Annotated in this window: 10 protein-coding genes; 7 read left to right on the forward strand and 3 right to left on the reverse strand. The window is 59.6% G+C overall.

What is annotated here, in order from left to right:
• Positions 1-4: 4 nt before the first annotated feature.
• From hydA to betC, 4 genes are all read left to right on the forward strand, one after another.
• Positions 5-1,444, forward strand: a complete 1,440-nt coding sequence (gene hydA / locus IT895_RS16430) for a dihydropyrimidinase (RefSeq protein WP_199284070.1) — start codon at positions 5-7, stop codon at positions 1,442-1,444.
• 58 nt (positions 1,445-1,502) lie between these two features.
• Positions 1,503-2,882: an NAD(P)-dependent oxidoreductase gene (locus tag IT895_RS16435; RefSeq protein ID WP_199284071.1), complete on the forward strand. Its 1,380-nt coding sequence runs from the start codon at positions 1,503-1,505 to the stop codon at positions 2,880-2,882.
• Complete coding sequence (gene preA / locus IT895_RS16440; protein ID WP_085919774.1) at positions 2,879-4,213, forward strand: NAD-dependent dihydropyrimidine dehydrogenase subunit PreA; 1,335 nt, start codon at positions 2,879-2,881, stop codon at positions 4,211-4,213. The genes IT895_RS16435 and preA overlap by 4 nt, the downstream gene beginning before the upstream one ends.
• 344 nt (positions 4,214-4,557) lie before the next feature.
• Positions 4,558-6,072 carry a choline-sulfatase gene (gene betC / locus IT895_RS16445; RefSeq protein ID WP_199284072.1) on the forward strand — a complete coding sequence of 505 codons (1,515 nt, stop codon included), beginning with the start codon at positions 4,558-4,560 and terminating at the stop codon, positions 6,070-6,072.
• A 137-nt stretch (positions 6,073-6,209) separates the two neighbouring features.
• Here betC and IT895_RS16450 read toward each other — a convergent pair whose 3' ends face one another.
• Together IT895_RS16450 and IT895_RS16455 are read right to left on the reverse strand one after the other, a co-directional pair.
• The gene (locus IT895_RS16450; protein ID WP_199284073.1) at positions 6,210-7,811 is read right to left on the reverse strand and encodes a BCCT family transporter; all 1,602 of its coding nucleotides are present in this window, start codon (positions 7,809-7,811) and stop codon (positions 6,210-6,212) included.
• A gap of 175 nt (positions 7,812-7,986) precedes the next feature.
• Positions 7,987-9,630 carry a SulP family inorganic anion transporter gene (locus IT895_RS16455; protein WP_199284074.1) on the reverse strand — a complete coding sequence of 548 codons (1,644 nt, stop codon included), beginning with the start codon at positions 9,628-9,630 and terminating at the stop codon, positions 7,987-7,989.
• A gap of 490 nt (positions 9,631-10,120) precedes the next feature.
• Here IT895_RS16455 and IT895_RS16460 point away from each other — a divergent pair, with 490 nt between their 5' ends.
• Both IT895_RS16460 and IT895_RS16465 read left to right on the forward strand, forming a co-directional pair.
• Positions 10,121-11,254 carry a TauD/TfdA family dioxygenase gene (locus tag IT895_RS16460; protein ID WP_199284075.1) on the forward strand — a complete coding sequence of 378 codons (1,134 nt, stop codon included), beginning with the start codon at positions 10,121-10,123 and terminating at the stop codon, positions 11,252-11,254.
• Position 11,255: 1 nt separating this feature from the next.
• Entirely contained in the window at positions 11,256-11,840 is a 585-nt protein-coding gene (locus IT895_RS16465; RefSeq protein ID WP_085919770.1) for an HD domain-containing protein, read from the forward strand.
• Between the two features lie 86 nt (positions 11,841-11,926).
• On the opposite strand, the gene IT895_RS16470 is transcribed toward IT895_RS16465, so the two are convergent.
• The gene (locus IT895_RS16470) at positions 11,927-12,826 is read right to left on the reverse strand and encodes a LysR substrate-binding domain-containing protein (protein ID WP_139839385.1); all 900 of its coding nucleotides are present in this window, start codon (positions 12,824-12,826) and stop codon (positions 11,927-11,929) included.
• Positions 12,827-13,210: 384 nt separating this feature from the next.
• Here IT895_RS16470 and IT895_RS16475 point away from each other — a divergent pair, with 384 nt between their 5' ends.
• Positions 13,211-14,188, forward strand: coding sequence for a LysR family transcriptional regulator (locus IT895_RS16475; protein WP_199284076.1), 978 nt, complete (start codon positions 13,211-13,213; stop codon positions 14,186-14,188).
• The last annotated feature ends 48 nt before the right edge of the window (positions 14,189-14,236 follow it).

The raw sequence follows: 14,236 nt of genomic DNA on the forward strand, positions 1-14,236 counted from the left end.
AGCAATGAGCCTATTGATCAAGGGCGGCACTGTCGTCACTAATACCGATACCTACCGCGCCGACGTGCTCTGCGTTGACGGTAAGATTCACGCTATCGGCACTGATTTAGACATACCCGATGGTTGTGAAGTCGTCGATGCCAGCGACCAGCTGGTGATGCCCGGCGGTATTGACCCCCATACCCATATGCAGCTGCCGTTTATGGGTACCGTGGCCAGCGAAGACTTCTACACCGGCACCGCCGCGGCCCTGGCGGGCGGCACCACCTCAATTATCGACTTCGTGATTCCTCAGCCGGGGCAGTCGCTGCTGGAGGCGTTCGAGACCTGGCAGGGGTGGGCCGAAAAAGCCGCCACCGACTTTGCTTTTCACGTGGCGATCACCTGGTGGGACGACAGTGTACGGGAGGAAATGGGCACGCTGGTGCACGAACACGGGGTCAACAGTTTCAAGCACTTCATGGCCTACAAAGGTGCCATCATGGCCACCGATGACATCCTGGTGGAGAGCTTTTCGCGCTGCCTGGAGTTGGGCGCGGTGCCGACGGTTCACGCTGAAAACGGCGAGCTGGTCTACCACATGCAGCAGAAACTGCTCGCCCAGGGCCTTACCGGACCGGAGGCCCACCCGCTTTCGCGCCCGCCCCAGGTAGAAGGCGAGGCTGCCAGCCGCGCCATTCGTATCGCCAGCACCCTGGGTGCACCGATTTATCTGGTGCATGTTTCCACCAAGGACGCCGTGGACGAAATTGCCTACGCCCGGGACCAGGGGCACCAGGTTTACGGCGAGTGTCTGGCCGGCCACCTAGTGATCGACGACAGCGTCTACCAGGATACCGACTGGGGCCGCGCCGCGGCGCACGTAATGAGCCCGCCCTTCCGCCCTAAAGGCCATCAGGAAGCGCTTTGGCATGGTCTGCAGTCCGGCAACCTGCAGACCACCGCCACCGACCACTGCTGCTTCTGCGCCGACCAGAAGGCCGCAGGCAAGGACGACTTCACCAAGATTCCCAACGGCACCGCCGGGGTCGAGGACCGCCTGGCTGTACTCTGGGATGAAGGCGTCAACACCGGCAAGCTGTCGCCCCAGGAGTTTGTCGCGCTGACGTCGACCAACACCGCCAAGATTTTCAATCTCTACCCCCGCAAGGGCGCGATTCAGGTGGGTGCCGATGCCGATATCGTGGTGTGGGATCCCAATGGCACGCGGACGATTTCCGCCAAGACCCACCACCAGAACGTCGACTTCAATATCTTCGAAGGCAAGACGGTACGCGGCATCGCCCGCCACACCATCAGCCAGGGCAAATGGGTGTGGCGCGACGGTGACCTGCGCGCCGAGCGCGGTGCAGGCCGGTATTTAGAACGCCCTGCCTACCCTGGCATGTTTGAGCTGCTGGCCAAGCGTGCCGAGCTAAATGCGCCGATGGCAGTCAAGCGCTGACCCATAAAGAACGACCAAGACCAACAGCTGTGCCCATAACAACAGCGGAGGCTCTACCGTGACTAGCCCACTGAATCACCTACCCAGCGCAAAAGAGGTCGGCACCTACGACCCAGTTACGCTGGCAAGCAACTTTAGCGATCTGCACCCGCCGCTGACCCATCGCCAGGCGATGATCGAAAGTCAGCGCTGTCTCTACTGCTTCGATGCGCCCTGCGTGGAGGCCTGCCCGTCGGAGATCGACATCCCGAGCTTCATTCGCCAGATCAGCGAAAACAACATCAACGGCGCGGCGGAAACCATCCTGGAAGCCAACATCCTGGGCGGCAGCTGCGCTCGGGTGTGCCCCACCGAAATCCTTTGCGAGCGTAGTTGCGTGCGCAACCACGACGCCGAGTGCCAACCGGTGCTGATCGGCCTGCTGCAGCGTCACGCCACCGACAACATGCAGTTCGATGGTCACCCGTTCAAGCGGGCTGCCACCACCGGTCGGCATATTGCCGTGGTCGGCGCCGGCCCCGCTGGGCTCGCCTGCGCGCACCGACTGGCGATGCTCGGCCATCAGGTAACCATCTTCGAGGCCGAGCAAAAACCCGGCGGACTGAACGAGTACGGCATCGCCCGCTACAAGATGACCGATGACTTCGCCCGTAAGGAAGTCGAGTTTCTGCTCGAGATCGGCGGCATCGACATCCAGTACGGCCAGCGCCTGGGCGACAACCTGGAACTGGCCGCCCTGCATCAGCAGTACGACAGTGTATTTCTCGGCCTTGGGCTAGGTACCAGCCGCGCCCTGGGGCTTACCGGCGATGAAGCACCCGGCCTGATGCCCGCCGTGGACTACATCAAGACCCTGCGCCAAACCGATGACCTGGGCAGCCTAGCCGTGGCCAAGCGCTGCATCGTGATTGGCGCAGGCAATACCGCCATCGACATGGCGACCCAGATGGCCCGCCTGGGCGCCACCGAGGTGACGCTGGTCTACCGTAGGGGCGTCGAGGCGATGTCCGCCACCGACCACGAACAGGAGATCGCCAAAGCCAACGGCGTGCGCATGGTCACCTGGGCACAGCCCGACGACATTCTGCTGGACAGCCAAGGCCGGGTAGCCGGCATGCGCTTTGCCAAGACCCAGGAACAAGCGGGGCAACTGACGGCGACCAGCGACACCTTCGAGATTGCCGCCGACGCCATCTTCAAGGCGATTGGTCAGGGCTTTGAAGGGGCAAGCCTTCGCGACGCCACCGCCGCCGAACTCGCCCGCGACGGCGAGCGCATTCAGGTCGATGACATGCTGCGCACCTCGCTGCCCAACGTTTACGCCGGCGGTGACTGTGTAAAACCCGGCCAGGACCTCACCGTTCAGGCCGTGCAGCACGGCAAGCTTGCCGCCCACGCCATTCATCAGGCGCTCGTCGCCAAGCAGGAGGCCGCATGAACACCCTCAATTTTACCCCACCAGGCAAGCACGACAGCGGCGATAGCGTGGTCAACGGCGTTGATCTATCGGTCAATTTCGCCGGTATCAAAGCCCCCAACCCGTTCTGGCTGGCGTCCGCCCCACCCACCGACAAAGCCTACAACGTGGTACGCGCCTATGAAGCGGGCTGGGGCGGCGTGGTGTGGAAAACCCTCGGCGAAGAGCCGCCCGCAGTGAACGTGTCGTCGCGCTATTCGGCCCACTACGGCAAGAACCGCGAAGTGATCGGCTTTAACAATATCGAGCTGATTACCGACCGCTCGCTTGAGATCAATCTCGAAGAAATCACCCAGGTGAAGAAGGACTGGCCTGACCGGGCATTGATCGTTTCCATTATGGTGCCCTGCAATGAAGAGGCCTGGGCCTATATACTGCCGCGCGTGGAAGCCACCGGCGCCGACGGCATCGAGCTCAACCTGGGCTGCCCCCACGGCATGCCCGAACGCGGCATGGGTGCGGCGGTGGGCCAAAACCCGGACCTGATCGAAAAAGTCACCTACTGGTGCAAGAAACACTACTCCAAACCGGTGATCGTCAAGCTGACGCCTAACATCACCGATATTCGCGTGGGGGCCCAGGCGGCACTGCGCGGCGGCGCCGATGCGGTGTCACTGATCAACACCATCAACTCGATCACCAGCATCGACCTGGACAACATGGTCGCCAAACCCACCGTCGGCCACCAGAGCACCCACGGCGGCTACTGCGGCAGCGCCGTCAAACCCATCGCGATGAACATGGTGGCGGAAATTGCCCGCGACCCGGCGACGCCCACGCTGCCAATCTCTGGCATTGGCGGCATTGCCACCTGGCGGGATGCGGCGGAGTTTATCGCCCTGGGAGCGGGTAGCGTACAGGTATGTACCGCGGCGATGCTCAATGGCTTTCGCATTGTGGAGGAGATGAAAGACGGGCTTTCCCGCTGGATGGCCGAAAAAGGCTACGACTCCATTGAGGCGTTCTCGCGCAAGGCGATCCCCCAGACGACCGACTGGAAGCATCTGGATATCAACTTCAAGACCATCGCCAAGATCGATCAGGACCTGTGCATCGAGTGCGGCCGCTGCTATATCGCCTGCGAGGATACCTCCCACCAGTCGATTGCCAAGCTCACCGAGCAGGATGGCGCGCGCCGCTACGAAGTCATCGAGGAAGAGTGCGTGGGCTGCAACCTGTGCCAGATCACCTGCCCGGTGGAGAACTGCATCACCATGGTGCCCCAGGAAACCGGCAAGCCCTTCCTGGCCTGGGATGACGACCCGCGCAACCCCTTCCGCGCGGCTTCTTGATCAACGCCCTATAAAACGCCACCGCCCCTACTGAGTGAGGGCGGTGGCGTTTTGCTGTGCCACTTTATCCATATGGGCCTCGGCCTGATTGAACGGCTCCCCCCCGAACGTCAATGAGCGTGAACCTCCTCGCTTGACTGATCAATTCAGCGCCTTGATACATTAATGACGGTAACAGAGACGATCACTTCAACGTCGGTTCTGCCGGAGACCAATGTGAGTTAGGGCTCAGGGGGCGAATAAATCGTTGGTTTACCTGCTCCGGGCACGTCATTGTACGGGGATAGAAGTTGCGCTTATACGCAGCTTCGAACGCCAACCATACTCGCCAGGGAGATTCCCATATGACAAAGCCTAATGTATTGGTGCTAATGGCCGACCAGCTCAACGGCACACTCTTTAAGGATGGCCCCGCCGACTTTTTGCATGCGCCCAACCTCAAGAAACTGGCCAAGCGCTCGGTCAACTTCAAGAATGCCTATACGCCAAGTTATCTGTGTGCACCGGGGCGGGCCGCCTTCATGTCGAGCCAGCTACCAAGCCGCACCGGGGTATATGACAACGCGGCGGAATTCCCCTCGAGCGTGCCGACCTGGGCGCACCATTTGCGCCGCGCCGGTTATTCCACCTGCTTGTCAGGCAAGATGCACTTCGTCGGCCCGGACCAGCTCCATGGCTTCGAGAAACGCCTGACCACCGATGTTTACCCGGCTGATTTCGGCTGGACACCTGACTACACCAGGCCAGGTGAGCGTATCGACTGGTGGTACCACAACCTGGGGTCGGTGACAGGCGCTGGCGTTGCCGAAATTTCCAATCAGATGGAATACGACGACGAAGTCGCGTTCCACGCCGAGCAGAAGCTGTACGACCTGTCGCGCGGTCATGACGAGCGTCCCTGGGCGCTGTGCGTCAGCTTTACTCATCCGCACGACCCGTATGTGGCGCGTCGCCAATACTGGGATTTATATAACGACTGCGAGTATCTAGAGCCACAGCAAGGGCCCGTACCCTTCGATGAGCTGGATCCGCACTCCCAGCGGATTTTCGAAGCCAACGACTATACCAAGTTCAATATCCAGCCCCAGGACGTGCGCAATGCTCGCCAGGGCTATTTCGCCAACATCTCCTATATCGATGACAAGATCGGCGGCGTTCTCGACGTGCTCGAACGCACCCGCATGCTCGACAACACGATTATCGTGGTCTGCGCCGACCACGGCGATATGCTGGGCGAGAAGGGCCTGTGGTTCAAGATGAGCCCCTATGAAGGCTCGTCACGGGTACCGCTGATGCTGTCTGCGCCGGGGATCGAACCGCGCAATGTCGAGGATCCGGTATCGATCATCGATATCAATACCACCATCGCCGACCTGGTCGGCATCGATCTCTCCTCGATCGCCCCCTACACCGACGGCCAGTCGCTGCTTCCCTTGACCCGAGGCGAGAAGCGCGACGCGCCGGTATACATGGAATACGCCGCCGAGGCCAGCTACTCGCCCATCGTGACCATCCGCGAGGGCAAGTGGAAATTCAACTATTGCGAGATCGACCCGCCGCAGCTTTTCGACCTGGAGGCCGACCCGCTGGAGCAGCACAACCTGGCGGCGCATCCCGACTACGCCGAGGTAGTGACCGACTATCAGGCCAAGGTGCACGAGCGCTGGGACATGAAAGCCTTCGATACCGACGTGCGCGCCTCCCAGGCGCAGCGCCTGATCGTCTACGAGGCCCTGCGCAATGGCCACTACTACCCGTGGGACTATCAGCCGCTTCAGGACGCTTCCGAGCGTTACATGCGTAACCACATGGATCTCAACGAAGTCGAAGAAGCCCAGCGCTTTCCCCGTGGCGAATAAGGCCATGGCGAATCACCTCGCCTGAGCCGACTCGGCAAGCAACGTAAACGCCCGTACCTTAGGTACGGGCGTTTTTTCTTGTGAGGATGGTAAAAGCCCCTCTACCGGACGTCTTGTCCGGCAAAGGGAACATCACGTCAACTTGCGTGGCGCATACGGCGCAGCTCGCCGTTCAGGGCGCGGATGATGGCGTAGCACATCAGCAGCATCAAGATGGAAAAAGGGATGGCCGTCGCCGTGACACCCGCCTGAAGCGCCGATAATCCGCCACCGATCAACAATACAATGGCAATCAGCCCCTCCACCGTCGCCCAGAACATGCGCTGAGGCCGCGGTGCTTCGATCTTGCCACCGGCGGTGATGGTATCGATCACCAGAGAGCCGGAATCCGATGACGTCACGAAGAAGGTCAGCGCCAGGATGATCCCAAGGGTCGACATCAAGCCCGTCAGTGGTAGCTCATTGAGCATGCCGAACAGGGCCAATTCGGGACGGTAGCTATCGATCACGTACTCCTTGACCAGACTGGCGGCGGGATTGGTATAGAGCTGATCCAGCGCGATGCTGCCGAATACCCCCATCCAGATAAAGATAAAAAGACTCGGCACGATCAGCACGCACAGCAAGAATTCACGCACAGTACGTCCTTTGGACACCCGCGCGACGAACATGCCGACAAAAGGCGCCCAGCTGACCCACCAAGCCCAGTAAAAGACCGACCAGGCTTGGCGATAGGCGTCATCGTCACGACCAAAGGGTGCCGATAGCGGAATGAATTCCGTCACATAATGGCTGATTCCTGTCCACATGCCGCTGATCGCCATCAGGGTCGGGCCGGCGATCAGCACAAAGAGGAAGAACAACACGGACGCCCCCATATTGATCTCGGAGAGCCGCTTGACGCCCCCCTCGAGGCCGCGCCACACCGATACCAGCGCCACCGCGGTGACGAGCGCAATGATGATGACCTGGGTCGTGGTATTGATGGCCATGCCGAAGACAAAGTTCATGCCCGCGTTGGCCTGCTGGGCGCCCAAGCCCAGTGCCGTGGCCAAGCCAAACAAGGTGGAAAACACCGCCAGGATATCGATCCCGTGCCCCCACCAGCCCCATACGCGATCCCCCAGGATGGGAAAAAAGATCGAGCGAATAGAAAACGGCAGTTGCTTGTTATAGCTGAAGATCGCCAGGGCAAGCGCCATCACCGCGTAGACGGCCCAGCCGTGCAGCCCCCAGTGTAGAAAGGTCCCCGCCAGCCCCATGGCCGAGGCTTCGTCAACCGCGGCCAGATTCAGCGCACCGTCGGCGCCGAAGGGTGAAGGGGTGCCTAGGGGCGACGACACATTCGCATGATAAACCGGTTCCAGCACGCTGAAGAACAGCAAGGCGATCCCGATACCCGCGGTAAACAACAGTGCGAACCAAGACAAGTAACTGTGTTCCGGCCGGGCATCCGGCCCACCCAGTCTCACCTTGCCATGGGGAAGCACGATCAGCGCCAGACAGAAAACAACGAAGAAATCCACCAGGATCATGAAGTACCAGTCCAGCGTGCGCGTCGAGAAGCTGACGATGGATTGGAAAAGCGCCCCTGCCTGCGCCGGGAACATCAGGGTCAGCACGATGAAAATCAACGAGGCGAGGGCGGATAGGACAAAGACACGGTTGTGAATGTCAAAGCCGATGGGCCCCACACTGCCCTTGATGTTGTCCTGCCCGACAACATAATCCGTCTGCATGTCGCTATCGTCGTACGTCGACGAAGCCCGTTTATTTAAGAAGCCCATAGGGTCTATCTCCTTATTGTAGTGATCGAGTTGTCGCTACTCTCTTATGGTCATTAAAGACCGCCTTGCGAAGTGAAATGACGTATTGCTCGAAACGTTGTCATCAGAAAAAACCTGACCACGTCTCTCACAAGGTAATGGCCACAAATGGCCCGTTCGGTTGCGCGTCGCCGACCAGCCCCACGCGTTGCAGGCGGGCGACGACACTGGGCTTGATCCAGGCCAGGTGCAGCTTGCCGCCCCGGGCATGGCAGAGGCGCGCCTGGCGCTGTAGAAGATGAATGCCGTTGAGGTCGATGAAATTGATGCCCGCCGCCAGGATGACAAGATCGGGCTGTTCGCAACGCTCCAGCCTGCGGGCTATCGAGTCGCAAGCACCGAAAAACAGGGAGCCGTCGATCCTGACAACATCGCAGTACTGCGCTTCCACGACTTGCTGAATCGTCAACGGCGCCTGGGACAGGTCGCTCTCCACCACCGGTGGCCGAGTGGTGCGGCGCAAATAAAGTATCAACGAGGCCAGCACGCCCAGGTAGATCGCGAACTCCAGCGCCACGATCAGCGTGCTTAAAAAGGTAATCAGCAATACCGTGGCTTCCGAACGGCTAAGCGTCAGTGACTCACGGATACTTTTCCAGTCGACCAGCTTGAAGGCGATCAATAGCAGTTGCCCCGCAATGGCCGGCATCGGCATGTATTTCAGTAATGGAGAGGCCACCAGCAGAATAGGCACCAAGAACAGCGCCGAGAACAGGGCGGCCAGGGGTGAACAGGCGCCTGCGCTGGCGTTGAGTCCTGAGCGCGTCAGTGATCCTGAAGAGATAAAACCGGAGAAGAAAGCCCCGCCCAGGTTAGATAGCCCCTGGCCGATGAACTCCTGATTATTGTCGAGCCGTTGACCCGTTCGCGATGCGATGGCCCGGGCGATGGCAATCGACTGCACCAGCCCAAGCAGGCCCAACGCGATGGCGCCTGGCGTCAGCAAACGCAGGTTTTCCAGGGAAAGGTCGGGGGTTGACAGCGGAGGCAGCCCGGCCTGGACAGACGTGACGCGCTGGACGATCTCACGGCTTGGATCCAGCCAGGCGGCCAGTAGCGTGGCCGCCACAATCGCCACGATCATCCCCGGCCAGCGTGGCAGCCAGCGCTGAAACGCCAGACAGGTGATGACGGTGAAACCAGCGATGAACGGCGCCATAGGCTCTATCGCGTGGCCATGAGCAACCAACTGAGGCCAGATAGCAAGAAAGTTGCCGCTTTCGATTTGCGTCAGCCCCAGCGCATGGGGTAACTGGCTAGCGGCAATGATCAGCGCGGCCCCTGCCGTAAATCCGGTGATGACGGAATGCGACACCAACTCGACCAGCGCGCCCAAGCGCGCCAGGCCTAACAGCAACTGAAAGAGACCCGCCAGGAACGTCAGTGTCATCGCCAGCGTAATGAACTCGCTGGAGCCTGCGTCGGCAAAAGGCTGCAGGGTGGAAAAGAGCGCGATCGACAGGGCAGCCACCGGCCCGCTGACCATCTGTCGGGACGAACCGAACAGCGCCGCCAGTATGACCGGCACAATGGCCGCATAAAGGCCGTACTCCGGGGGAAGACCGGCCAGTAGTGCATAGGCAACGCCTTGGGGGAGCACCAGTACCGCGCCGGTCAATCCCGCGATGGCATCGATGCGCAGTGAACGCGTCGTTTGCTGTGGCAGCCATTGTAGAAACGGCAAACCGTGCCAGCCGACTGTTGACCGGTTCCTACGGGGTGGCGACGTCATTTTGGTATCTCCGGGAGACGTTTCGCGGCACGCGCACGTCGCACAAGAGATTTCCGTTCACTGGGGTCATGGACGTCATGCGAGCCGCCCTGCCTCTCGGCGAGACAACGGTGACGTAGGGAAACGTCAGTTGTCTTGAAAGGCACGCCAGAAGACTGGCTTATCCCTATTGGGGGTGCTGTCATGGGGAAACCTCACTGGCGCGGATTGCCAGCGTTGAAACAGTTCATCGGGTCGACGTAAGTCTCTGTACGATGACGTGCTTGTCGCCAACAGACCAACGATTTATTCGGCACCTGAGCCCAAGCACACATTGGCCTCCGGGTCCCTTCACCACTCCGTTCTTCAAGACCTATCGAATTATCCCGGGCGGGTATAAAAAAAATGCATGGAATGGCATAAGAGAAAGGCGCTACTCGCTTGGTTGCTCAATCGCTATGTTCCCCGTCATAGCAAACGAGCTAATCGCAACCCATCGAGGAGGACCGCCATGCCCAACCGCCATGCACTTATCGTCCATGAACAGCCCCCCTCCATTGTCATTGACGAAGGAGATCACTCTCAGGAAATCAGCCCACTGTGGCTACGTGAGCGAACACGCGCGCCTGATCAGTTAGAGTCAATGACACAGCAACGCCTATTCGACTCCCATGCCATCGATTCGGCGCTGACACTCGAGAGTGCAGTCCTGGTCGACGAGCATCACGTTGTTTTGGCGTTTAGCGATGGCCACAAGGAGACCTATGATCTTCGCGTACTCGCCGATGAGCTGGACGAAACCAGCCACTTCCCTTTCGCCGAGCCTTGGGACGCGAGCCTCAATCAAGACCGGCTTCGTTTTGACTGGCCCCGAACGCTAGACGATCCAGCCTACTTCCAGGCGTCACTGGACGCCTACTTGCGGTACGGCTACATCATCCTTCAAGGCGTGCCGACAGACCCGGAGCAAATCCTCCAGGTCGGCAGCCACTTCGGCTACGTCAAGGAAACCAATTTTGGCCGTTATTTCGAGGTCTACTCCCGCCCGACCGGCAACGACCTGGCTTATCGTAGCGTCGCACTGGGGCCGCATACCGATAATCCCTACCGCAGCCCGGTGCCGGGTATTCAACTGCTGCACTGCCTGGTTAACGAAACCACGGGGGGGCTGTCTACGCTCGCCGACAGCCTGAAGGTGCTCGAGCAATTGCGCGCGGAAAACCCCGAGGGTTACGCGCTGCTCAAGCGTACCCCGGTGCGCTTTCGCTTCATTGATGCCGGTACTGAGCTGGTCACCCATCGCACCATGATCCAGACCAACGACGACGGCCATCCCACCGGCGTTCACTACAGTCCTCGCCTGGATGCCCTGCCGCTCCTCTCCGATGCCCAGACACGGCTCTTTCATCGGGCGCGTCAACGCCTCGGTGAACTGTTGACGGATCCCGCCTACGAAGTGCGTTTTCCCCTCGCCGCTGGCGATTTGATGATGTTCGACAACAGCCGAGTTCTGCACGGGCGAACGAGTTACAACACCGACGAGGGCCATCGCCATGTACAGGGGTGCTATCTCGACACCGATGGTCCGCGCGAACGCTTCGCAAGCCTGATGAAACAGCAAGGTTTAATGGGAAAGGTGGCTTAACATGGAACAGGTTCAGTTTCGGCAAATGAAAGACGGCACTCGCGAGGAATACGTCTTCCTCGAACAGCTTGAAGACGAGTTCAACCAAGGCTTGGTCGACCGCATCCTGCAGGCATTGCGTCATCTCGAGCTCGGGTTGAGCGGCTATCAGGTAACACGCCTGGAGCATTCGCTCCAGACAGCCGCCCGTGCCGAGGCAGACGGCGCCGATAAGGATATGATCATTGGCGCCCTGCTACACGATCTTGGCGACGAACTCGCGCCCTATAATCACTCGCAGTTGGCCGCGTCGATCATCCGCCCCTACGTCCGCGCCGAGGTCACCTGGATCGTGCACCACCATGGCCTCTTCCAGAAAGTCTACTACGCCCATCACTTCGGCGAAGATCCCAACGAGCGTGACCGCTACCGGGATCATCCCTGGTACCAGAGCTGCGTGGACTTCTGCGAGCGCTATGATCAGGCGGCCTTCGACCCTGACTACCCCACGCCTCCGCTTGAGCACTTCGAACCCATGTTGCGCAGCGTGTTTTCACGCACACCCTTCGATCCCGCCGTTATTGGGGAAGAGCATCCGTTGGCGTAATGATGACGCTCGCCACTGGCGTGGCGTGGCATTCACCCTTTCTCCTGAGCAGACGGGAGAACGCAATAGCCGGTCGGGCAGACCGGCTAACCGATGGCTTTGATGAGCCAATCGCTGACCGGCGCAATGACGGCACTGCGATGATGCTTGACGCTGAGCCAGTAGCCATAATCATCACGGGTCACACACGGGGAGAGCGCCACCAGTTGACCGCTTGCCAGATACTCCTTGACGAGAGGTGACCAACCCAGTGCCACGCCCTGGTGTGCGAGAGCCGCATTCAGCAACAGGGCATAATTATGGTAGGCAAAGACCTCGTCTCTTGGCGTCGTCAGGCCCATCCCCGCATGCTGACACCACTGTGCCCAATCGAGCCAGCGGGGATCTTTGATATCCTGGTGCAATAGCGCCAGACGGGAAAGCTGCGCTGTCGTCAGCGTTCCCGTCAAACCCTGCGAATGCGCGTAGTCAGGGCTGCATACGGGGAACACCGCTTCTTTGGCCAGCAACACCGCCTCTTCCTGGGGTATATAAGGGCCAAAACGGATCGCTATATCTGCCGCTTGCAGTTCAGGGTCGTCAGCACGATCAACCGTCACCAGCTTGAAGGTTAACGTCGGGAACGCCTGTTTGAGCGCTGGCAGCAATGGTAACAAACACAGGTGGGTAAACCCCGCACCTGCCGCGATTGAAACACAGGGCGCGGGCCGTGCTCCCTGGTGGATGACTCTTTCGCAGGCTTCACGAATCGCCTTGAGGTTGGGGGCCATCTCCCGATAGAAACTTTCTCCCAGAGGGGTAAGCACCAGGCGGCCGCCTTGACGATCAAACAGGGGCAATCCAAGCGTCTCTTCTAACGCGCGAATACGCTGCGAGATCGTCGGCTGGGTCGCGCGCTCCTCGTCGGCGGCTGCCGTCATCGAACCCAGCCGCGCCGTGGCCTCGAAGGCAATTAGCGACTTCATTGAAGGGGGTGGGTAGCACACCAGTGAGGCCTCCGTGTTTTAAGCTTCCGTCATCAGCCCAGCATTTAGCGTATCAATGGAGTCTGAGGAAGGCACTTTAGCAGACAGTAGGCGCATGGCCTCGACTTTTAGTCCGACGACTTCCTCTTGATCAACGCCCTATAAAACGCCACCGCCCCCACAGAGTGAGGGCGGTGGCGTTTTGCGTGCGGACAAAAGGCCTGATATGCCCACCCGTATCAGTAACGATTATCATCTGCTATTGATGGCACCAGCGACTCTTCTTATGATACTTAAATCGTGCTCTCCGAACCTGTCTGGAGCCCTATCTGCGATCCACTCATCACTCATCCCCTTTCACCCGCGTTTGGCCAAAGCTCGTCGCTACATTCGAAGACGATAAGCATGACAATCGATCAGGGGCTTTGGTGGAATGACATCGCCCTTACTGCGAGGTTGATCATGTTACAAATGCGTTATCTGACCTATCTGGACGCGCTCGCCAGGGAAAGACACTTTGCACGAGCCGCCAACGTCTGTCATGTGACTCAACCCACCTTGTCCGCCGGCATCAAGCAGTTGGAAGATACCTTTGGTGTCTTGATCGTGGAACGAGGCCAGAGCTATCAACAACTCACCGCCGAAGGCGAGCAGGTGCTCGCCTGGGCGCGGCGCATGCTAGCTGACTACGATAGTCTGGTACAAAGCCTCCACGACTCGCGTACCCAGCTCGAAGGCCAGCTTCGTCTGGGCGTCATTCCGACGGCGCTACCCATTGTCCGCTGCCTATCCACGCAATTCGTCGAGCACTATCCGCACGCTAGCCTGTCCATTCAGTCCTGCACCTCCGATGCCATCCAGCAGGGCATCGATGATTTCGGCTTCGATGCGGGCATCACCTACCTCGATAACGAGCCGTTAAACCGCGTTCGTCGCTATCCTCTTTATCGGGAACGCTATTTTCTCGTCGGCCCACCCGCCGTCAAGCTGACCCATACCGACAGCATCGACTGGCAGGCAGCCGCGAGCTATCGACTGTGCCTGCTCACCCAGGACATGCAGAACCGTCGCATCCTAGATGCGCGTTTCGACGAAGTGGGCGTCAAACCGGCGCACCGCATGGAAACCGACTCCCTTACCACTTTGCTATCGCATGTTCGCTATGGCGGTTGGTACAGCATCCTGCCAGGTGCCAGCCTCTCCCTGCTCACTGGCGGTAGCCCATTGAGCATCGTTCCGTTACCCACCCTGATAACGGATCCGCTGATCGGGCTGATCGCCTCCGCACGGGATCCACTCCCCCCCGTGACCCATGCCTTGTTCAGCCTGGCTGGCGAACGGGACTGGCAACAGGAAATAGAACCGCCCACCTTGACGACATGACGGCTACCCATCGCTTACTTTGATAAACGTTGTCGATCACCTCATCGA

Origin of the sequence: Halomonas sp. A40-4, assembly GCF_015767635.1 — a bacterium.
In the GTDB taxonomy this organism is placed as follows: domain Bacteria; phylum Pseudomonadota; class Gammaproteobacteria; order Pseudomonadales; family Halomonadaceae; genus Vreelandella; species Vreelandella janggokensis.